Source organism: Bradyrhizobium sp. UFLA05-125, assembly GCF_059803515.1.
Map to the genome: position 1 here is coordinate 100,176 of NZ_JBANBJ010000016.1, position 21,759 is coordinate 121,934.

The 21,759-nt window shown below is 64.0% G+C and carries 19 protein-coding genes; 9 read left to right on the forward strand and 10 right to left on the reverse strand.

The features are described from left to right. Positions 1-59: 59 nt before the first annotated feature. A complete protein-coding gene (locus SO156_RS17145; protein ID WP_498535611.1) occupies positions 60-1,622 on the reverse strand; it encodes a 2-isopropylmalate synthase in 1,563 nt (520 codons plus the stop codon). Positions 1,623-2,049: 427 nt separating this feature from the next. Further along, complete coding sequence (locus SO156_RS17150; RefSeq protein WP_458148125.1) at positions 2,050-3,138, reverse strand: hypothetical protein; 1,089 nt, start codon at positions 3,136-3,138, stop codon at positions 2,050-2,052. Between SO156_RS17150 and SO156_RS17155 the strand changes: the two genes are divergently transcribed. Then, on the forward strand, positions 3,137-3,316 hold the full coding sequence (locus SO156_RS17155; RefSeq protein WP_458148124.1) for a hypothetical protein: 180 nt from the start codon (positions 3,137-3,139) through the stop codon (positions 3,314-3,316). The genes SO156_RS17150 and SO156_RS17155 overlap by 2 nt on opposite strands. A gap of 21 nt (positions 3,317-3,337) precedes the next feature. Next, positions 3,338-3,577 carry a hypothetical protein gene (locus tag SO156_RS17160; protein ID WP_498535612.1) on the forward strand — a complete coding sequence of 80 codons (240 nt, stop codon included), beginning with the start codon at positions 3,338-3,340 and terminating at the stop codon, positions 3,575-3,577. Between the two features lie 33 nt (positions 3,578-3,610). Here SO156_RS17160 and SO156_RS17165 read toward each other — a convergent pair whose 3' ends face one another. The 7 genes from SO156_RS17165 to SO156_RS17195 all read right to left on the reverse strand — a co-directional run bounded on the left by SO156_RS17165 (position 3,611) and on the right by SO156_RS17195 (position 12,141). After that, complete coding sequence (locus SO156_RS17165; RefSeq protein ID WP_458148122.1) at positions 3,611-4,921, reverse strand: solute carrier family 23 protein; 1,311 nt, start codon at positions 4,919-4,921, stop codon at positions 3,611-3,613. Between the two features lie 182 nt (positions 4,922-5,103). Next, complete coding sequence (locus tag SO156_RS17170; protein ID WP_458148121.1) at positions 5,104-5,940, reverse strand: SDR family oxidoreductase; 837 nt, start codon at positions 5,938-5,940, stop codon at positions 5,104-5,106. Positions 5,941-6,062: 122 nt separating this feature from the next. Further along, positions 6,063-7,010, reverse strand: a complete 948-nt coding sequence (locus tag SO156_RS17175) for an ABC transporter substrate-binding protein (RefSeq protein WP_458148120.1) — start codon at positions 7,008-7,010, stop codon at positions 6,063-6,065. Positions 7,011-7,108: 98 nt separating this feature from the next. Next, a complete protein-coding gene (locus tag SO156_RS17180; protein ID WP_027524527.1) occupies positions 7,109-8,149 on the reverse strand; it encodes an ABC transporter permease subunit in 1,041 nt (346 codons plus the stop codon). Continuing rightward, entirely contained in the window at positions 8,142-9,665 is a 1,524-nt protein-coding gene (locus SO156_RS17185; protein WP_498535613.1) for a sugar ABC transporter ATP-binding protein, read from the reverse strand. The genes SO156_RS17180 and SO156_RS17185 overlap by 8 nt, the downstream gene beginning before the upstream one ends. A 141-nt stretch (positions 9,666-9,806) precedes the next feature. Continuing rightward, positions 9,807-11,252: a xylulokinase gene (gene xylB, locus SO156_RS17190; RefSeq protein ID WP_498535614.1), complete on the reverse strand. Its 1,446-nt coding sequence runs from the start codon at positions 11,250-11,252 to the stop codon at positions 9,807-9,809. Positions 11,253-11,364: 112 nt separating this feature from the next. After that, complete coding sequence (locus SO156_RS17195; RefSeq protein ID WP_458148117.1) at positions 11,365-12,141, reverse strand: LamB/YcsF family protein; 777 nt, start codon at positions 12,139-12,141, stop codon at positions 11,365-11,367. 144 nt (positions 12,142-12,285) lie between these two features. Between SO156_RS17195 and pxpB the strand changes: the two genes are divergently transcribed. Then, positions 12,286-13,026, forward strand: a complete 741-nt coding sequence (gene pxpB / locus SO156_RS17200; RefSeq protein ID WP_498535615.1) for a 5-oxoprolinase subunit PxpB — start codon at positions 12,286-12,288, stop codon at positions 13,024-13,026. A 45-nt stretch (positions 13,027-13,071) separates the two neighbouring features. Here the strand turns inward: pxpB and SO156_RS17205 are convergent, their stop codons facing one another. Then, positions 13,072-13,785 carry a GntR family transcriptional regulator gene (locus SO156_RS17205; RefSeq protein ID WP_498535616.1) on the reverse strand — a complete coding sequence of 238 codons (714 nt, stop codon included), beginning with the start codon at positions 13,783-13,785 and terminating at the stop codon, positions 13,072-13,074. A gap of 172 nt (positions 13,786-13,957) precedes the next feature. Here SO156_RS17205 and SO156_RS17210 point away from each other — a divergent pair, with 172 nt between their 5' ends. The 6 genes from SO156_RS17210 to SO156_RS17235 all read left to right on the forward strand — a co-directional run bounded on the left by SO156_RS17210 (position 13,958) and on the right by SO156_RS17235 (position 21,673). Beyond that, positions 13,958-15,592, forward strand: a complete 1,635-nt coding sequence (locus tag SO156_RS17210; protein WP_458148114.1) for a sugar ABC transporter ATP-binding protein — start codon at positions 13,958-13,960, stop codon at positions 15,590-15,592. Then, positions 15,589-16,926 (forward strand): ABC transporter permease, encoded by a 1,338-nt coding sequence (locus SO156_RS17215; protein WP_498535617.1) that lies wholly within the window; start codon positions 15,589-15,591, stop codon positions 16,924-16,926. Before SO156_RS17210 ends, SO156_RS17215 begins: the two co-directional genes overlap by 4 nt. Positions 16,927-16,963: 37 nt before the next feature. Beyond that, positions 16,964-17,887, forward strand: coding sequence for a substrate-binding domain-containing protein (locus SO156_RS17220; protein WP_498535631.1), 924 nt, complete (start codon positions 16,964-16,966; stop codon positions 17,885-17,887). Between the two features lie 147 nt (positions 17,888-18,034). After that, the gene (locus SO156_RS17225; RefSeq protein ID WP_498535618.1) at positions 18,035-18,490 is read left to right on the forward strand and encodes an RbsD/FucU family protein; all 456 of its coding nucleotides are present in this window, start codon (positions 18,035-18,037) and stop codon (positions 18,488-18,490) included. Positions 18,491-18,802: 312 nt separating this feature from the next. Continuing rightward, the gene (locus SO156_RS17230) at positions 18,803-20,458 is read left to right on the forward strand and encodes a type 2 periplasmic-binding domain-containing protein (protein ID WP_458148111.1); all 1,656 of its coding nucleotides are present in this window, start codon (positions 18,803-18,805) and stop codon (positions 20,456-20,458) included. Between the two features lie 96 nt (positions 20,459-20,554). Continuing rightward, positions 20,555-21,673 carry a carbohydrate ABC transporter permease gene (locus SO156_RS17235; RefSeq protein WP_498535619.1) on the forward strand — a complete coding sequence of 373 codons (1,119 nt, stop codon included), beginning with the start codon at positions 20,555-20,557 and terminating at the stop codon, positions 21,671-21,673. The last annotated feature ends 86 nt before the right edge of the window (positions 21,674-21,759 follow it).

Below are 21,759 nucleotides of genomic sequence, written 5' to 3' on the forward strand. Positions count from 1 at the left end.
TAACACTGCCATTCCGGGGAGGCTCGAAGAGCCGAACCCGGAATGGCAAGCTTCATTTGTCAGCTCGCCGCCGCCGTCTGCACCGTATCGCGCTGGCGCTTCATGACGATCTTGTTGAGCGCGCCGAGATAGGCCTTGGCGGAAGCCACCAGCGTGTCCGGATCCGCCGCGCGCGCCGTCATCGAACGGCCGTCATGGGACAGACGGACCGACACCTCGGCTTGCGCGTCGGTGCCTTCGGTGACCGCGTGGACCTGGTACAGCTCAAGCTTGGCCTCGTGCGGCACCAGCGCCTTGATGCAGTTGAAGACGGCATCGACCGGACCGTTGCCCTCGGCTTCCTCAATCTTGGTCTGGCCGTCGACATCGAGCTTCATGGTCGCGCGCTGCGGACCATGGGTGCCCGCGATCACGGTGAGCGAGGTCAGCTTGATGCGGTCGTGCGAGGCCGCCATTTCCTCGTCGACTAGCGCCTCGATGTCCTCGTCGTAGATGTCCTTCTTGCGATCGGCCAGCGCCTTCATCCGCGCGAATGCATCTTCCAGCTGGTTCGGACCGAGCTTGTAGCCCATCTCCTCCAGCTTGTGCACGAAGGCATGACGACCGGAATGCTTGCCCAACACCAGCGAGGATTGCTTCAGACCAACCATTTCCGGCCGCATGATCTCGTAGGTCGAAGCGTCCTTCAGCACGCCGTCCTGGTGGATGCCGCTCTCATGCGCGAAGGCGTTCCGGCCGACGATCGCCTTGTTGTACTGCACCGGAAACGAGGTCGCCGCAGACACTACCTTTGAAGCGCGGGTGAGCTGCGTGGTGTCGATCTTGTTCCAGTACGGGAATTTGTCGTTGCGCACATTGATCGCCATCACGATCTCTTCGAGCGCGGCATTGCCCGCCCGCTCTCCGATGCCATTGATCGTGCACTCGACCTGACGCGCGCCGCCGACGATGCCGGCCAGCGAATTCGCAACGGCCATGCCGAGGTCGTTATGGCAGTGCACGGAGAACACCGCCTTGTCCGAGTTCGGCACGCGCTCGATGAGCGTTTTCATGAAGTGGGTGTACTCGTCCGGCGTGGTGTAGCCGACGGTGTCGGGGATGTTCACCGTGGTTGCGCCGGCCTTGATGACGGCCTCGACGATGCGGCAGAGAAAGTCCATCTCGCTGCGGGTGCCGTCCTCAGCCGACCATTCGACGTCGTCGATCAGATTGCGGGCGCGCGCGACCATGGCAACCGAGGTCTCGATCACCTGCTCCGGGGTCTTGTTCAACTTCACCCGCATATGTAGCGGCGAAGTCGCGATCACGGTGTGGACGCGGCCGCGCTTGGCGAACTTGACGGCTTCGGCGCAACGATCGATGTCCGCTGGATGCGCACGCGACAGGCCGGCGATCACCGAATTCTTGGAGCGGCGGGCGATCTCGCTGACTGCCTGGAAATCACCTTCTGAGGTGATGGGGAAGCCGGCTTCGATCACGTCGACGCCCATATCGTCGAGCAACTCCGCAACTTCGAGCTTCTCCTCGAACGTCATGGTCGCGCCGGGGCACTGCTCGCCGTCGCGTAGGGTGGTGTCGAAAATGATGACGCGGTCCTTCTCGGACTTATTCACGGGGGCCATTTCGAAATTTCCTTTAAGCTGGTGCGCCCTTCAGTTGGCTCGAGCGCTTGAGGTGTCCGGTGATCTCGTACAACCCCTGAGTGCCCAGGCGCGTTCGCCCAGCCGGCCCTCAGGGGCAGGTAAGAAGGAGCTCGCCAAGAAGGAGGGTGGGCAGGATCGCGGGCCGGGACGCGGCGGTGCCGGCGGCCAGAGCCGCCTCCCCCGAAATCCCGTCATTTTGGCCGCGAATCAGCATTGCCAGACCCTTTGAGCCGCAAAATCCTCGGCCAAAACCATTGACGGTTCGTTGCCGGGAGGCCCGTTGAGGCGTTTCTAGACGAGAAATGGCTGAAACTGCAACGCCAAAAGATGGTCAGGGTAGCTGACCTGATTGAGCAACGCGCCAACTCGCGCAACTGGCCTGCCCGCGGGCGGCAATCTCGTCGTCTCAGCGCGCCCGCACGCGTTCAAACTCCGCCTGCGCCCGCGCGAACTTCTGATTGAACAGCCACATCGCATCCAGGACTTCGCGGAAGCTCGCCGACGTCCTTGCCCTGTCGGCGCGTCCATAGGCAAAAATGCTGTTGTTGCGCAAGTATTTCATGACCGTCGGGTCGGAGACTCGGCTCTGAAGTAAATTGCCCGACTTCAGCGCGGCTCGCGTCGCGGTCGGGATGATCTGAATGAGCTCGAAGAGTTTCATCTGGTCGATGGGGTCCGGCAGGGTTCTGGCGATGTCGGGTATCTGCGCGAAGAGATCCGCATGCGCGTTCATGAGGCCGTCCCGCACTGCGGTCCAGTGATTGAGCCGGTGGTCGAGGCCGGCGGCACGGGCCTCCTCCCTGTCGTCGCGCGCGATCAGTTGCGGATCGAAGGCGGCGATCGATGCCTTGATCGACTGCCACTGCTTATGGCCATTGCGGTCCTCGGACGGGCCGGTCTGAAAACTGCCGATATAGGTCTTGGCGCGGCCGTTGCCGACATTCTGCTTGCCGTTGGTCTCGGCGAAGAAAAGCCCCAGGCTGATGCGGCCCGCCGCATCGACGCCCTTGGCATCAAGTCCCTTGGCGCGCGCGATCGCACTACCGAGATCGACGACGTCCTTGAACGGCGTCGACGAGGCCTGCGCATTCGCGGGCGGCGCCTCCATGACGTCGAAGAGACTTCTGTACTCGTCGACCAACGGTTCGATATCGGCGTCGAAATAGGCCGGTGGAACCTCATATTTGTTGGGCCGTCCGATCCGCGACGGAAGTGCATCGGTGAGATCCTTGTAGGTGCTCATGACGTCGACGCGCGCCAGGTAAAGGGCTTGCCCTGGCTGGTTCGGAAGCGGCTCATGCGCGTCGATCTGGCGGCGGCGCTGGCTGAGGATCGCCTTGAAGTCATTCAAGGCCCGATTGTAGGCCTCGAGCGCCCCTGATTGCTTCGCGCTGAGCGCGGCTGGCTGCGCGCGCGCCGATGAGCCGACATTCACTGCCCCACTCAAGGCGATTGCAACAACAAGCGTTGCGCTTGCGATGATGTGACGTCTCATGTCCGCCATCGAGCTCATGCGTTCGGCCGGTTGCCTCAATCGTAGTCATCGGGAACAAGGCCCGGAAGCTCTACCTCACGATAAGTGTCAGATGTTTGCAACACTGCAAACCTATTTGATCGGCGCCACAATCGCGCCGCAGGAATTTCCAAATCGAAAACGCAAGGTGCGCTGGTGAATGCAACATCAGGGGACACTGATGCAAAAACTGCGGGCGATCGACGGCGATGCGGAGCGGGTCGGCTTCACCTTCTCATTTCAGATAGCGGATGGCGGCAAGCGGCGGGCCTGCTGTGTCAGGGTCGACGCCCCGAACTTCCACGACGCATCGGCGCTATTCCGCGAACGATGGCCCGCGATCGAATCGGTGGCGCGCAATAGCGTCAGGGCCGCAGATGGCGGCGACGGCGTGATCGCGCTCGAGCTGCCGGCGGTCTGATGGAATCCGCGTATCACGGCTTCCGCTGATCAGTTACCCCGCGTTCTTCGTGGCCAAAATCTGATAGAGCACAATCGCGCCGAACGTCGCGGTGCCGATGCCGCCCATCGTGAAGGCGCCGAACTTGAGCGTAAGATCGCCAGCGCCGGCGGTGAGCGCAACGGCGACAGTGATCAGGTTGCGCGGGTTGGAGAAGTCGACCTTGTTCTCGACCCAGATTCGCCCGGCCATCGCCGCGATCAGGCCGAACAGCACGATCGAGAGGCCGCCGATCACGGGACCGGGGATCGACAGGATCAGTGCGCCGAATTTCGGCGAGAAGCCAAGCAGGATCGACACCACGGACGTCACCGCGAACAGCAGCGTCGAATAGACCTTCGTCGCCGCCATGACGCCGATGTTTTCTGCATAGGTGGTGACGCCGGTGCCGCCGCCGCAGGCCGAGACGATCGTTGCAAGGCTGTCGCCGAGGAACGCACGACCGAGATAGCCGTCAAGACTTCGGCCGGTCATCACGCCGATGGCTTTGATGTGGCCGAGATTCTCGGCAACCAGAATGATCGCGACCGGCGCGATGAGGAAGATCGCATCGGCATGAAAGGTCGGCGTCGTGAATCTCGGCAGGCCAATCCAGGGCGCCGCGGAGAGTTGGGTGAAGTCGACCGGTTTGCCGAGACCCAGGCCATTGGCAAGCAGGAGATAAAGGAGATAGCCGCCGACGGCACCGACGATGATCGGCAGCCGCCGCCACAATCCCGGAGCTGCCACGGCGGTCAGGCCAATGATCAGCACGGTCAAGAGCCCGACCCAAGTGTCGAAGGCGCTCGCGCTCACCGCCTTCACGGCTACCGGCGCAAGATTGAGACCGATCGCGGCGACCACCGCTCCCGTGACGACCGGCGGCATCAGGCGCTCGACCCAGCCGACGCCGGCCCACATCACGATCAGCGCGATGATGCCGTAGAGCACGCCGGCGCCGACGATGCCGCCGAGCGCTACGCCGATATTGGGATTCGGTCCCTGCCCGGAATAGCCGGTCGCCGCGATGACGACGGCAATGAAGGCGAAGCTGGAGCCGAGATAGCTCGGCACGCGTCCGGCGACGACCACAAAAAAGATCAGCGTGCCGACGCCGGAGAAGAACAGCGCGAGATTTGGGTCGAATCCCATCAACAGCGGCGCGATGATCGTGGCCCCCGACATCGCGACGCCGTGCTGGAGGCTGGCGATGATGGTCTGGCCCCAGGGCAGCCGTTCCTCGGGCAAGATCACGCCCGACGTCTTCAGCTTCCAGCGTGGAAAGTAGCTGCTTCCCTGCTCATCAGAGCCCGTGGTCGTCGACATGTTCCCCCTCCCCGTTTCTGGCGCGAGCGCGTCTTATTGCATCGTCAGCCCCTCATGGTGAGGCGCGCGGAACGCGCGTCTCGAACCATGCAGGCCCGGATATTACCGCGGCCATCCTTCGAGACGCCCGCCTCCGGCGAGATCCTCAGGATGAGGAGTTGGAATGTTATGACACAGGACGATCAGCTCGCCCAGTTCTCGCGGAATTCACCGAACAGCGTAATACCCCCGCAGGCGTAGATTGTCTGACCGGTGATGTAGCTGGACTCGTCCGAGGCGAGGAAAGCGAACACTGCAGCGATCTCTTCGGCCGTTCCGACCCGGCCGAGCGGAATGTGGCTCTCGACCCCCGCGCGCTTCTTCGCATCCCCCGTCCAGGCTGCGTTGATCGGCGTGTCGATCGCGCCCGGCCCGACGGCGTTGACGCGAATTCCACGGCCGGCGAATTCGAGCGCCAGCGTGCGAGTCAAATTCGCCATGCCGCCCTTGCTGATCGAATAGGCGAGATAGCCTGGCTTTGGGACGATCTGGTGCACGCTCGAGCAATTGACGATAGTGCCGCCGCCTTCGCGGCCGACGAAATGCGCCAGCGCCTTTTGCGCACAGAGCACCGCGCCGTTAAGATTGACGTCGATGATGCGCCGATAGGCCTCGACGTCGAGCGCCTCGCTGGGCGATTCCTTCTGGAAGCCGGCATTGTTGACGAGGCAATCGAGCCGCGGCCAGCGCGACAAAATCGTCTCGAACATCCGCGCGATGTCGGCCTCGGCGCCGACATTGGCCTGGACGACGACGTGATCCCGGTCGCCATGGCCGCGCTCGCGCGAGGCGGCTCGCGCCAACGCAAGCGTTTGTTCGGCGTCCGCACGGTGCTCCAGGTAATTGATGGCGACGGTCGCCCCTTCCTGCGCGAAGCGAACGGCGATCGCGCGCCCGATCCCTTGGGACGCGCCGGTTATGAGTGCATATCGTCCAACGAGGCGGGATGCGAACGAGGTCGACGGATCGGATTGCTGCATAGGCGTCGCCACTCACGGGGGGTCTGTCGAACGGCACATGCCGGTCGATCACAAAACGCCTCCCGTCTTGCAGCGTTCCAGCGCCGCCCGCAAGGGGGCGGCGCCGGCAAACGCAATGCCGCTTACTGCGTGCGGTCCGAGGTCCAGCCCTTGTAGTCCTTGACGTTGTCGCGCGTTACGAGCTTCGACGGCAGCAGCTCGACGGTCGAGGCGGGCTTCTGCCCGCCCAGGATGCCGACACCGACCTGCACGGCGCGGCGCGCCATGAAGAACGGATCCTGCGAGGCCGAGGCCTGGATCTGCGGCGACTGCGGGTCCTTCAGCGCAGCCTCGATGTCGGGCGCACCGTCGACGGCGGTGATGATGATGCCGGAGCGGCCCTGCTGGCGCGCCGCCAGATCGGTGCCAATCGCCTGCGGATCGTTGATGGCGAAGATGGCGTCGATCTTCGGGAAGCGGGTCAGGTAACCCTGTGCCACCGTGAGACCGCCTTCGCGCGAGCCCTTGCCATCCTGGTCGCTGGACAGGACCTTGATGCCGGGGTTCTTGCCGAACACGCTCTTGCAGCCATTCACGCGATCGATGACCGCGGAGACCTGTGGGCCGTTCTCGATGATCACGTCGCCTTTGCCGCCGAGCTTGTCGATGATGTACTGGCACGAGATCTCGCCGGCCTGGACGTTGTTCGTGGTCACCGTGGCGTCGGCGCCTTCGGCCGCGGTGTCAACCGCGACAACGATGATGCCGGCGGCCTGCGCCTTCTTGATCGCCGGGCCAATCGCCTTGGGATCGCCGGGGTTCAACAGGATCAGGTCGACGCCTGCGGCGATGAAGTTGTCGATCTGGGTCACCTGCTTGCCGAGATCGTATTCAAAGCCGACGGTCGTGACCTTGACGTTGGGATTGGTTTTCTTGGCTTCGAACTCGGCGCCCTTCGATAGCGCGACGAAGAACGGGTTGCCGAGCGAACCGAGCGAGACGCCGATGGATTTGAGCTCCTTCGCCTGCAGCGGCGCGGAGCTCAGGGCAAGCGCCACGGCGGCGCTGGTAAGCGAGATCGTCTTCAACATTGGCTTCCTCCCTGGTCTGATTTGATGTCCCGCGCGGCTGACCAGTTGCCGCAACGGAGTCCCACAGCGCGAGTGGCTGTACTTTCGCGCCCCGATCGTCAGGTGCGCGCCGAGCCTTGCAGGCGGTAACGATCGAGCGCGACGGCGCCGATGATCACCAGACCCTTGATGACGTATTGCCAGATGTCGGACACCCCAACCAGGATCAGGCCGTTCGACAGCACGGCGATGATCAGCGCGCCGACCAGAGTTCCCCAGATCGAACCGATACCGCCGACGAAGGACGTGCCCCCCAGGATCACGGCGGTGATCGCATCGAGCTCGTAGCTTTGTCCGAGCTGCAATCCGTTGGCCGCGTAGAGTCGCGCCGCCTGCATCGCGCCGCCGAGGCCGGCAAACAGTCCTGACACGCCATAGACGAAGATCAGCACCGCCCAGACCTTGATACCGGCAAGCCGCGCCGCGCTCTCATTGCCGCCGACCGCGTAGATGTGCACGCCGAGCACGGTCCGGCGCAGCACCAGCCAGGAAACGAGGATCACGAGCAGCGCGATCACCGACAGCCAGGGAATCGAGATCACGCCGGGAATGAGGGTGAGCGAGCCGTTGCCGATGAAGGCATAGGGAATGGAAGGGTTGAACACGGTGGTATCGGCGCCGAGCAGGCGCGCCAGACCTCGCACGGCGGTGAGCGAGCCGAGCGTAACGATGAAGGGCGGCAGCCGCAGCAGCGCGATCAGCGCGCCATTGACGACGCCGAAACCGAGCCCGGTGAGGACGGCGGCCGGCAGCCACAGCGCCCCGAGCTCGGGCAGCTTTGACAGCGTCAGCCCGGCCATCGCGGATGCCGCCAGGATCGAGCCGACCGACAGATCGATGCCGCCGGTGAGGATGACGAAGGTCATGCCCGCCGCGAGCACGGTGTTGACGGCAGCCTGCTGCAGCACAATGCCGAGATTTTGGCCGGTGAAGAAACGCCCGTCCGACAGGTAATGAAAGCCGGCGCACAGGAGCAGCAGCACCGGCAGCATGCCGGCCGCCTGGATCAGGAGCCTGACCCGCTGGCGTTTCGTCTCCTGGGCAGCGGCAAGCCCGTTTGCCGTGGCCGCCTTTGCTGGTGAAGATCCCTGATCAGGCATCGAGGTGCTCCATCCCCGTGGCAAGTGCCATGATATCCTCCTCGGTCAGCGGCTGTGTCGCGGTGCGCCTGATCTCGCCTTCGACGTGCCCCAGGCGCATCACGATGACACGGTCGCAGATGCCGATAATTTCGGGCAGATCGGACGAGATGATGAGGATCGCGGTGCCGGCCTTGGCGAGATTGTCGATGATCGAATAGATTTCGGACTTGGCGCCGACGTCGACGCCTCGCGTCGGCTCGTCAAGGATCAGGACTTTCGGTCCGATTGCAAGCAGCCGCGAGAGCAGCACCTTCTGCTGGTTACCGCCGGACAGGCCGCCCGCGGGGACGCCGGCATTGGCGGCGCGGATACTTAACCCTGCGAAAGCCCTGTCTGCGCGCTCACGCGCCTTCTCGCGATCGAGGAACCAGCCGAGCTTCGCATCGCGCCCAAGCACGGCAAGGTTGATGTTATCCTGGCACGACATGTCCAGGAACAGGCCGAGCGCCTTGCGGTCCTCGGTGAGATAGGCGATGCCGGCCTCGAGCGCCTCGCCGGGCGTGCGGATGTCGATTGGGCGGCCTTCGAGCTCGACACGGCCGGAAATCTTCGGCGCGGCGCCGATGATCAGATGTGCAAGTTCGGTGCGGCCCGCGCCGATCAGGCCGGCCAGTCCCACGACCTCGCCCGCATGCACGGTCAACGAGCAGCCTTTGACGCGCTGCCCGTCGGACATATCGGTCGCGGTGAGCACCGGATGCCCCTTTCCAGCCTCGGGATCGTGGTCCTTCTTGTAGAAAGACGAGACGTCGCGCCCGACCATCATGCGGACGATGCTGTCGGCGCGGATGTCGGACTTGTCGAGCGAGCCGACCAGGCGCCCGTCACGCAGCACCGTGACGCGATCGCCAAGCGCGTAGACCTCGTCCATGCGATGCGAGATATAGATGATGGCAAGCCCCTCGGCGCGCAGTTGCCGGACCAGTGCGAACAGCCGCTCACTCTCGCCGGCCGACAGCGCAGTAGTAGGCTCATCCATGATCAGGATCTTGGAACGCGCGTGCAGCGCACGCGCGATCTCGACCAGCTGGCGCTGGCCCATGGAAAGATGTGCCACCAGCGTCGACGGGGTGAAGTCGGCGCCCAGCCGCTCGAGGATCGGGCCGACACCGACGCGCATGTCGCCGCGCGCGAGCAATCCCGAACGTGAGACCTCGCGGCCGAGATAAATATTCTCCGCGACGCTCAAGTTGGGGGCTAAAGACAGTTCCTGGTAGATGATCGAGATGCCGGCGGCGCGGCCGCCGAGCGGGCCTTCGATCCGTACCGGCTTGCCCTCGATGCGGATCTCGCCACCGGGATCGGGCCGGTAGGCACCCGATAAAATTTTCATCAGAGTCGACTTGCCGGCGCCGTTCTCGCCCATCAGGGCGTGGACCTCGCCAGCATAGACGGTGAGGTCAACGGCGCGCAGCGCCTTGATGCCGAAGAAGGATTTGGAGACCCCGCGCATCTCGAGGATCGGATCGTTCATCGTGCCTCCCGGCGCACAATGCGTTTCCCACCCGCGTCTCTTTCGTTGTCAGCGCGGTCCGACCATTAAACAAAAGGCGGCGGCGCAGGGCAATACCGAACCCGACAATATCGAAGAGGTGCACATGCGGAACGCACGACGCTAATGGCGCGGTCGGTACAGTTCGCGCCATGCGGGCAGGCGTTCGGCGTAGGCATTGGCGAGCGCCCGCTCGGGTTCAAAAGTCTCGACGCGCCGCGGCGGCGTGCAGACGGCGGCGATCGCCTCACCCGTGACAGCAAGGCGCCCCAATCTCGCTGCACCGAAAGCGGCACCCGTCTCGCCTGCTGCAAACCGGTGGATCGGCATGTTCAGCACGTTCGCCAGCACTGCAAGCCAGAAAGTGGACCGCGATCCGCCACCGATCGCATCGGCCTCTGCGACTGCAAGGCCGGCGGCGGCGAGCGCGTCGCGGCAATCGGCGAGCGCAAAGGCAACGCCTTCGAGGACGGCCTGCACGATCGCCGTGCGATCGGTGTCATGGCTCAGGCCATCGAGCATGCCGCGCACATTGGGGTCGTCATGCGGCGTCCGCTCACCGGCAAGATAAGGCAGGAAACTGACGGACGACGGCGCCTGCGGGCGCGCACCGAGCGGCGCCAGCAGTTCGGCTTCCGGGGCGCCGAGCAGTCGCGCGACCCAGGCAAGGCAGGACGCGGCCGACAGAATCGCGCCGGCCTGAATCCACATTTCGGGGATCGCATGTGCGAAGGTGTGCACGACGCGATCCGGGTTCGCAGCAACCCTGTCGGTGGGCGTCAACAGTGCGCCTGATGTCCCCAGCGAGATGAACGCGGTTCCCGGGTGGATCGCGCCGATGCCGACGGCACCGGCCGGGTTATCGCCAGCGCCCCCCGCGACCATCGGCCGTTTCACCATGCCCCAGCGCTCGCTGAGCTCATGCGTCAGCCGCGCGGCAGGCGCGCAGCCTTCGACCAGCCGCGGCATGTGCGCGCGTGACAGGCCCGTTGCGGCGAGGCCATCATCCGACCAGTCGCGCCGCGCGACGTCGAGCCATAGCGATCCCGAGGCGTCGGAAACATCCTCGATCGCCTCGCCGGTCAGGACCAAGCGAAGATAGGCCTTCGGCAGCAATACGAGCTTTGTCGCCGCAAAGATCTCGGGCTCGTGCGCCGCGATCCACAAAAGCTTCGGCGCGGTGAAGCCGGGCATCGCCTTGTTGCCGGTCGTGGTGCGCAAAGCCGGCCAGCGCTCTTCGAGTTGACGGCACTCGGCCGCAGAGCGGCCATCATTCCAGAGAATGCAGGGGCGGAGCGGCTTGAGGCTCGCGTCGAGCACCGTCGCGCCGTGCATCTGGCCGGATAGGCCGATGCCCTCGACCCCGGCCAGCTCGCGCGGATGATCTGCCTTCAGCTCATCCAGCGTCGCAAACGCCGCCTCGATCCAATACCGCGGATCCTGCTCGGAAAAACCGGGGCGCGGCGAGGCTGTCGCGAGCGGCCGGCTCGCGCTCGCGATCAAGCGCTGGGCGTCGTCGACGAGGACGGTCTTGACCGCGGAGGTGCCCAGATCGATGCCGAGATACATGATGCTCCTTGCCAGGCACCGTCGGCATCAAGCTTCGACGGCCGATCGCGTCGGGCTTACGCATAATACTCTGCCTGAAATTTTCAATGTGCGTGGAACCCACGCGTAGGGATCAAGCGCCGATGACCTTCGACATTGGTGCAAGAGTGATGCCGGCTGAGGCGAGGCGCTCGCGCAGGCGCTGCGCCATCGTGACCGCGCCCGGCGTATCGCCGTGGACGCAAACGCTGTCGATCCGAGTCGGCAGACGTGTTCCCGACAGGCAGGTGATGACGCGATCCTCGATCATGCGAATGACCCGCTCGGCAGCGACCTGCGCATCATGAATCACGGCACCCGGAAGACGACGCGACACCAGATTGCCGTTATCGGCATAGGCGCGGTCGGCATAGATCTCGCGCACTAGCGGCAGGCCGAATTTCTCGCCGGCACGCTCGGTCTCCTGGCCGGGCATCACCACGAAGATCAGGTTGCGATCGACGGTGCGTATCGCCCGCGCCACGGCTTCGGCGAGATCGCGGTCCTCGGCAGCGATGTTGCCGAGCGCACCATGGGTCTTGACGTGGCGGATGGCGTGACCGACGTCGGATGCCAGTGCCATCAACGCGCCCACCTGGTAGAGAACGATCTTCTCGATGTCGGCGGGACGCTCGCCCTGAATGGGCCTGCGGCCAAAACCCCAGAGATCGAGGAAGCCGGGGTGCGCACCGGCCTGCACGCCGTTGGCCTTCGCCTCCGTCAAGGTGCGATGCATCACCAGAGGATCGCCGGCATGAAAGCCGCAGGCGATGTTGGCGGAGGTGACGGTGCGCAGCATCTCGGCGTCATCGCCGAGCGAGTAGACGCCAAAACCCTCGCCCATGTCGCAGTTCATATCGATCAGAGTCATCGTAGCCCTCGTTTCGCGCCTGTGCGATATAGACATGGCATGCGACGCGGGTCACGAACAATCCGGCGCGCGGCTTGCATGCGACGGCCTCGCTTTTCGAAGAGCATAGGCGGCCGGCAATCTCATGACGAGCGATCAACCAGCATGACATCCAACGCTCTCTATGCCCTGCCGCGTTTCCGCCGGTCCGGCGACGCAGCGCTGATGATCGAAGTCGGAGACGGCATCGATGCTGACGTCAATGCGCGAGTCGTCGACCTCGACCGCTCGCTAACCGGGCGCGCGATGCCCGGCATCGTGGAGATCGTGCCGACCTACCGCACGCTGCTCATCTGCTTCGATCCGACCGTGCTGTCGCAACACGCAATCGAGGCCGAGGTGATGGCGCTATGGCCGCCGACGCCACCCGAACGACGGATTCGCCGCCGCTGGACTGTTCCCGTCGCCTATGGCGGCGATCACGGCATGGATCTCGACTGGCTTGCGCGACGCCTCGATACGACGACGGACGACATCGTGGCTCGGCATAGCGCCGCCGAATATCGCGTCTACATGATCGGCTTCATGCCCGGGCTGACCTATCTCGGCGGCCTCGATCCCTTGCTTCATGTCGACCGACGCCCCGAGCCGAGGCTGGTGGTGCCTCCAAGTAGTGTTTCCATCGGTGGCCAGCAGGCTTCTATTTCTCCGCCGATCGCCGCGCCAAGCGGCTGGCATATGCTCGGGCGCACGCCAGTTCGCTCCTACGATCCCCGCCGCAAAACCGAACCCTTCCTGTTTCGCGCCGGCGATCTCTTGTGCTTTCGTCCGATCGATGGCGCCGAATGCGCCGCGCTCGAGCGCGCTTCGGAGGCAGGCGAAATCATCGCCGAGTTTGAGGTTTGAGCGGCGCCATCGCTCAGCTTCAGCGCTCGAATGATCGGTCGGCCCCTACTCGTCGAAGAAGCCGGGATGCTTGGCGACAAAGGACTGCAGCTCGCGCGAGACGCGGTCAAGGTGATCCGCCATTTCGCGCCTGGCCTGATCCGGCTTGTGGGCGGCAATTGCACGATAGATCGCTTCGTGCTCGCGGAACGTCCCCTCGGGCCGCCCGGGTTCGGGAAGCAGAGTCCGGCGCACGCGCTCAAGATGAGTGCGGATTGGATCAAGCACCTCGCCAACCCGCGCAAGATTCAAGGTCTCGGTCATCTGGCGGTGAAACCTGGTGTCGAGTTCGTGGAAGCCTCCAAGATCACCGCTGGCGATGGCCGCTTTCTGATAAGCGAGATTCTGACCTAGCGCCGCGATCGCCTCGTCCGACATGTCGGCGGCACAGACTTCGACGACCTCCACCTCCAGCGCGCGACGCATCAGCATCCATTGCCGCACATCCTCGAGGTGAATCCGCGCGACATAGGAGCCCCGCTGCGGCTCGACCACGACGAGGCCTTCGAAGGCGAGCCGGTTGATCGCGGTCGTGATCGACAGCCGCGACACGTCGAAGGCGGCGCACCACTCGTTCTTGTCGATCGGGGTTTCCGGCGCGAGCTGCCCCGACACGATGGCCCGCTTCAGCGCAAAGTACGCCTGGTCGACTTTCGACCCGCCTGCCCTGCGACCTCGCGCTGCAACGGTTCCGCCCCTGAGCCCGCCGATTGAATGCATGCTGTGATCCCCCGGCTGATTTTTCACTTTTTCGGTTAGCGAAGTCCAATTGCGCGGACGAAGGCTTGACGAACGACGACTGATATAACTAGCATATCAGCAAAACAACAACCATCACCCCAGCGGCTCAATGTCCTTCAGACTGAAGAGTCGGGGGCTGGGAGGAGCAGCGATGGAAGCACGCGGCGGTGCTCTCGGAGCGCAGGACGAATCACGCGCGTCCTCCCGCGTGATCGAGCTTGGCGCCCGCGCCGGCGCGCCGGGTGGTCACGTCGCTCTCTCCGCCGAACAGATCTCCAAATCCTTCGCCGGCGTGAAGGCTCTCCACAACGTCGACTTCGATCTGCGCCCCGGCGAAGTGCACGCGCTGATGGGCGAGAACGGCGCCGGCAAGAGCACCCTGATGAAGATCCTCGCCGGCGTGCACACGAGCTATGATGGCATCATCGAGGTCGAAGGCCAGGCGATATCGTTCGCCGGCGTGCGCGACGCCGAGGAAGCCGGCGTCGCGATCATCCACCAGGAGCTCAATCTCGTTCCCGAGCTCAGCGTGGCCGACAACATCTTTCTTGGTCGCGAGCCGCTGATCGCGGGCCTGCTGATCGATCGCCGCCGCATGGTCAAGGCGGCCGGGCGCCTGCTGGCGCGGCTGGGCGTGAGGCTCGACGCGGAGAGCCGCGTCGCCGACTTGCGCGTCGGCGAGCAGCAATTGGTGGAAATTGCCAAGGCGCTGTCGCTCGATGCCCGTATCCTCATCATGGACGAGCCGACCTCCGCGCTGTCGTCGTCGGAGTGCGAGACGCTGTTCAAGATCGTACGACAGCTCGCGACCGAAGGCGTCGCGATCATCTACACTTCGCACCGCATCGAGGAGGTGCTCGAGCTCGCCGACCGCGTCACCGTGCTGCGCGACGGCAGGCGGGTGGTCACGGCCCCGATCGGCGAATTGTCACGCGGCGCGATCATCTCGGCGATGGTCGGCCGCGACATGGCCGCAAGCGACCGCGGTGCGGCAGCGGCGGACGGCGCGGTCATCCTGTCGGTCAAGGACCTCACGCTCGACACGCTCAGCCCGCGCGGATGGCGGCGGATGCTGCACGGCGTCAGCTTCGAGCTCAGGCGCGGAGAGATTTTGGGCATCGGCGGCCTGCTCGGCTCCGGACGGACCGAGATCCTGGAATCCATCTTCGGCGTCGCGCGAGGCTGGTGCGGCGGCGCTGTCACGATCGACGGTGAGACCGCCGATATCAACGCGCCCGCGGATGCCTATCGCCTTGGCCTCGCGCTCGTCAGCGAGGACCGCAAGGAGCGCGGCCTGCATCTGGCCGCATCGATCTGCGACAACATCGCGCTGCCGTCGATCGGGGTGCTGTCGCAATTCGGCCTGCGTTCTTTCGCGCGCGAACGTGCATTGGCTCGCGAGATGGTCGGCCGGCTGTCGGTGCGCTGCACCGGCATTGGACAAGCGGCCGCAGCGCTGTCGGGCGGCAACCAGCAGAAGGTCGTGATCGGCAAGTGGCTCGCCACCGAGCCGCGCATTCTCCTGCTCGACGAACCGACCCGCGGCATCGACATCGGCGCCAAGCAGGAGATCTATCGCCTGATCTTCGATCTCGCGGCACAGGGCCTCGGGATCATCGTGGTGACCTCGGAAATGCCCGAACTTCTCTTGTTGTCCGATCGCATCCTCGTGATGTGCGAGGGACGGCAGACCGGCCTGCTGACGCGCGAGAATGCGACGCAGGAGGCGGTGATGCGCCTTGCCGCACCGGGCATGGCGACGTGGTCGCAGGAAGAAGCATCATGAAGGCACTCAAACTGCTCTCGCAAACCAAGCTCTATTGGGGGTTGCTGCTGATCTGCCTGATCGGCGCCCTCACCTCGCCGCACACCTCGTCCGGCAACAACATCTTCCTGTCCTACGGCAACCTGACCGACGTGCTTCGGCAGGTCTCGATCACCGGGCTGGTCGCGACCGGCATGACCATGGTCATCCTGCTCGGCGGCATCGACCTGTCGGTCGGCTCCGTGATGGGCTTTTCGACCGTGATCTGTGCGATGCTGCTCACCAAGCCCGGCTGGACGGCAGCCTCGGCGCTGGGCGTGCCGGCGGCCGTGCTCGTCTGTGGCGCGGCCTCGGCGCTGGCCGCGCGCTTCATATTCGCAGGCCTTGCCCGCGGCCGCGATGTCGGCGCCGGGGGTCGGCGCGACATCGCGCTGTCGCGCTGGCACGGCGTCGGCATTCCCGCGCTGCTCGGCCTGATCGTCGCGATCGCGATTGGGTGGTGGACGGCGAGCCAGGTGCCCAGCAAGTTCGGCGTGCTCGGCGTGCTCCTGGTGGCGCCCTGCCTAGCGCTGCTGCTCGGGGCCATCAACGGGCTCCTCATCGTCACCGGGCGGATGCAGCCCTTCATCGTGACGCTCGCGATGATGGTCAGCGCACTCGGCATCGCGCGATTGACGGCGGGGTCGGACAACGCCGTGGTGCCGGTCTACACCGGCACCAACGCGACCGAGGCCTTCGAGCTGCTGCGCTCAATGCTCTGGGGCGTGCTGCCTGTGCCAAGCGTCTTCTTCCTGGCGGCGATCGTCCTGTTCGGCGCGATCCTGCGCTTCACGACGTTCGGCCGCTATGCTTATGCGATCGGTGGCAACGTCGAGGCTGCCAAGCTCTCGGGCATCAAGGTCGCCCAGGTCCAGCTCACGGCCTATCTGCTGTCCGGACTGCTCGCTGGCATCGCCGGCGTGCTGTTCGTCGCGCAATATCGGCAAGGCAAGCCCGATGCCGGCGCCGGCCTCGAGCTCGATGCCATCGCCGCGGTCGTGATCGGCGGCACCAGCCTGATGGGCGGCCGCGGCGGCCTCGCCGGCACCTTCGTCGGCGTCCTGATCTTCGGGTTGCTGTCGGACATTCTTCAGCTTCAGAACATCGACTCCAACGTCCAGCTTTTGATGAAGGGCTTGATCATCGTCTGCACCGTTCTGGTGCAGGAACAGAATCTCGGCCAGCTCATCTCGCGATGGCGGTTCATCCGGTCGCGGGACGCCCATGCCGATCCGAAAACAGCCGAAGCCTATCGGCTGCCAAACGCCGCGAAGGCGCAAGCAAAAGAAAGGGAGGATCTCGATGAAGCGTCGTGAATTCTTGAAACTGTCCACCACCATGGCCGGCGCGGCCATGACCGTCTATCTGCCGACCGGCTGGAGCCCGGCCAAAGCTGCAGGCAAATGGAAGGTCGGCTTCAGTCAATGCACCACGCTCGAGCCGTGGCGCGTGCAATTCAACAAGGACATCCAGGCCGAAGCAAAGAACCAGCCGGACGTCGACCTCGTCATCACCGATGGCCAGGACAAGACCGAGAAGCAGGTCGCCGACTGCGAAAACCTCATCGTGCAGCAGGTCAACGTGCTCCTGATCTCGCCCAAGGAGTCCGCGGGGCTGACCGGCGTCGTCGAGAAGGCGATCGACGCCAAGATTCCGGTGATCGTGCTCGACCGCAACGTCGATACCAAACGCATCACCCAGTTCATCGGCGGCGACAATGTCGCGATCGGCAAGGCGGCCGGCGAGCATGCGGTCAAGCTGCTGGGCGGCCCTGGCAAGGCGGCCGGCAACGTCGTCGAAATCTGGGGCGGCATGGGCACCCAGCCCGCGCATGACCGGCACGATGGCTTCCATGCCCACACCGACAAGGAGCCGGGCATCAAGTATCTGCTCAACAACCAGTCGGGCGACTGGAAGCAGGACAAGGCCTACAACATCATGACGACCGCGCTGCGCAACAACGAGAAGATCGACCTCGTCTATGGCCACAACGACCCGATGGCTTATGGCGCCTACCTCGCCGCCAAGGACGCCGGCCGCGACAAGGACATCAAGTTCATCATCGGCATCGACGGACTGCCGGACGAAGGCGTCACCTGGGTCTCCAAGGGTCAGCTCACCGCGACGTTCCTCTATGCGACGCCCGGTGCCGAGGGCCTGCGGCAGGCGGTCAAGCTGCTCAAGGGCGAAAAGCTGGAGCCGGTCATCACGTTGCCGACGATGCTGATCACCAAGGAGAATGCCCCGGAGATCCTGAAGAAGAACGGGCTGCTCTGACCCGCTGAGGCTTTAAGCAAGCCAACGGAGTCCGGTTCAAGCCAACTTGAACCGGACTGTAGACTTTGACGTCGATATGGACGGGGGCGCCCCGACGTTGGATAGTCGTGAGCCTAAGAAACTGACCAACGTCCCGGGAGGCGCTGCATGCTGAAATCGATCGACCCGCTTCTGAATGCCGATGTTCTTTACGCGCTGCGGTCCATGGGACACGGCGACGACCTCGTGCTTTGCGACACCAATTTTCCGGCCGATGCGGTGGCGCGCCAGACCGTGCTGGGTAAGCTCATTCGCATCGATAATGTCACCACTGCGCGCGCCGCGCGCGCGATCCTCTCGGTGCTGCCGCTCGACAGCTTTGTCGACAAGCCGGCATCGCGCATGGAGATCGTCGGCCAGCCCAACGAGATCCCGCCCGTGCAGCGTGAGGTTCAGGCTGAAATCGATGCGGCGGAGGGGAAATCCTTTCCTATGGGCTCGGTTGAGCGCTTCGCCTTCTACGAGCTCGCAAAAAAATCCTATTGCGTGATCCAGACCGGGGAGCGGCGCTTCTATGGCTGCTTCATCTTCAAGAAGGGTGTCATCCCGCCCGATGCTCCGTGAGGTGAACACCTCAAGGGAGACCCGGCGAGGGTCGTACGAGACCTCACGCACAAATATGACATCGAAATGATGTCGCGCGCGAACATCCATCTTGCAGCGCGGCATCGCGAAAATTCTCTTCGCCAATTCTGATCGGCGGCAGGCGGCTTCAACTCCGCGTGCCTTCGTTGACATTGATGGGCGCCGTTGCATACTCGAAAGCGGCCTCAGTCACCCATCACGACGACACCGAAGTCCACGGGCGTCACGTCCTCGATGTGCTTCGGCTAGTCAGACTTCACATCAAGAAAGTCAATAAGGGAGGGTATCGCGATGAAACAGCAAGACTATGATTGGCTTTCCGCACGTCCGAACCGGCGTACGGTGCTGAAGGGTGCGGCAAGCGCCGCGGCATTGGGCACGAGCGGAGCGCTTGGCACGTTCTCGGAGATTGCGCTCGCACAAAACAATCTTCGCGCGCAGATTGGGCAAATTCCAGGCGTGGGCAAGGGCTCACCGACCGACGCCGACTGGCAGAAGGTCGGCGAGCTCTGCCTCGGCCCGACCAAGGCGAGCATCAAGGAGGGCGAGTTCAAAGGCGTCGAGCTCTCCTTCATGGGACTGAATAATCAGAACCTGCACAACCTCCTGTTCCGCGGCTTCCTGAAACCCTGGGAGGCCTATACGGGGGCAAAAATCTCCTGGATCGATCTGGCGCAGGCGGACTACAACCCGCGGCTCCAGCAGGCGATCGCGACCGGCACGGTCGACTTCGATATCCTGGAGATGGGCGCGCCGTTCGAAGGCGACGTCTGCGGCAAGGGCCTGGCGTCGGAGATGCCGGACTGGGTCAAGAAGCAGATCGATATCGATGACTATGTCGACTATCTGAAGCCACCGGTCGGCACATGGAACGGCAAGACCTATCGCGTCACGATCGACGGTGATTGCCACAACTTCAACTACCGCACCGACGTGTTCTCCGACCCGGCCCTCGCCAAGGCCTGGAAGGAAGCCGGCAATGCCGGCGAATGGGGCGTGCCAAAAACCTGGCAGCAGGTCCAGGCCGTGACGAAATTCCTCAAAGGAAAGAAGTTCAAGAACCAGAACGTCTACGGCTATCTCGATGCGCCAAAGCCGTGGGGCGGATTCGGCTTCTATTTCCTCGGCAGCCGCGCCACGGCTTACGCCAAACATCCCGACGACAAGGCCTGGCTGTTCGACATCGACACCATGAAGCCGCGCATCAACAATCCGGCCTGGGTGCGCGCCATCCAGGATGTGATCGACGCGCTGCCATCCGAGCCGGCCGATCAGCTCAACGCCGATCCCAACACTACGGGCTTCCAGCAGTTCCTGGCTGGCATCGGCTCGATGATCCCGTGGTGGGGCGACATCGGCCAGGTGGCGAAGGCGAGCGACACCTCGGTCATCGGCGACGTTGTCGGCTTCGACATCCTGCCGGGCTCAGACGATGTCTATAATTCCAAGACCGGGCAATGGGACAAGCTTGCGAGCGGTCCGAACCATGCCCCGAACTGCGCCTATCTCGGCTGGGGCATCTATGTGATGGCGCGCGTCAATGGTGATGAGAAGAAGCACAAGGCCGCCTGGAGCGCGGCCGCGCATCTCGGCGGCAAGGATCTCTCGTTCTGGATGGTGCTGTACCCGTCGGGCTTCCAGGCCCACCGGACCAGCCACTTCCAGTACGATGAGTGGGTGGCCGCTGGCTACGATCGCAAGTACATCACCTCGTATCTGAACTCGCAGCTCGGCTCCTATAATCACCCGAACCGCGCCGTTGAGCCGCGCATTCCCGGCATCTTCCAGTACTACAGCATCGCCGAGGACGAGCTGACGAAGATCTTCGCCGGCAAGGTCGACGCGCAAACCGGGGCGAACAATATCGCGGCGGCCTGGGAGAAGTTGACCGACCAGATCGGCCGCGAACGGCAGATCGGGCTCTATAAGGCCTCGCTTGGCGTGTAGCGCACCAACGCAAGATCATCTACCCTCGGCTGGCGCTCCCGGCGCCAGCCGAAAACTTGCCCGGCGACAGAACCGGCACTGAATGCAGCTATCTCGATGCAGAATTCCGTACCCGTCAGCGACGATGCGCACCACCAGCCAGTAGCGAAGCGCGCGCCCGGCAGCAAGAAGGCCGCCGGCCGCGCGCTTGTTCTGCTGACCTCGCTCGGCTTCCTGCTCGTCGTCCTCATTCAGGTCTTGCACACGACCGGCACGATCTCGGCCGGCTTTTCCGATTGGCGGCCGATCCTCATCGCCTATCTCGTCTGGGCCGTTGCATTTGGCGTGGGACAAGTTTTGACCCGCGGCGAGCGTGGCCAGCGCGCGCTGTTCTTGCTACCAGCGGTGTTCTTCACCGTCGCCGTCGTGATTTTCCCGACGATCTTCGGGATCTACATCGCCTCGCTCGACTGGAATCTCAGCTCGATCGAGGGCCCGCGCTTTTCCGGCTTCGACAATCTGAAGGGAATGCTGAACGACACCTATTACTGGAATGCGCTCGGCAACATGGTCTTCTACACCGTCGCGGTGCTCGGCGAATACGCGATCGCGTTCGGACTGGCGCTGCTGCTCAGCGCCGAGATCCGCGCGCGAAAATTCTTTCGCGTTGTCTTCCTGCTGCCGATGATGCTCAGCCCCGTCGCCGTGAGCTGGATGATCGGCAAGTCGCTCATGGAGTACCGCTTCGGCCCTGCAGCGACGCTGGCGCGCTATCTCGGCTGGGATAACCCCGCGTTCTTCGCCTCGCCCTGGATGGCACGCTTCAGCATCCAGGCGATGGATGCCTGGGTCTCGATCCCCTTCATCATGATCATCCTGCTTGCAGGCCTGCAAGCGATGCCGAAGGAGGTGCAGGAGGCGGCCAAGGTCGACGGCGCGAATGGCTGGCAGTCGTTCTGGCACGTCACCTTCCCGATCATGCTTCCGGTCAGCATCACCGTCCTGATCATCCGCATCATCTTCAAGCTGAAGCTCGCCGACATCGTGATCAACGTGACGGCCGGCGGTCCCGGCGGCGCGACCGACACGGTGTCGAGCTTCATCTACCGCGTCTATCGCGACCGTTCGAACGTCGGATACGGCACGGCGCTCGCCATGGTCTATCTGCTGCTGATTATCGTGCTGCTGACGCTGATGTTGCGCGCCTCGAAGCGCTGGACGCAGAAGGTCGTTTAGGTCGGAAAAGGAGTTTGAGCGCTTGGCTATCTCGACCGTGGCATCGAACCCGATCCGAAAGCGTCCGGCAGCGCCGCGCGCCAGGC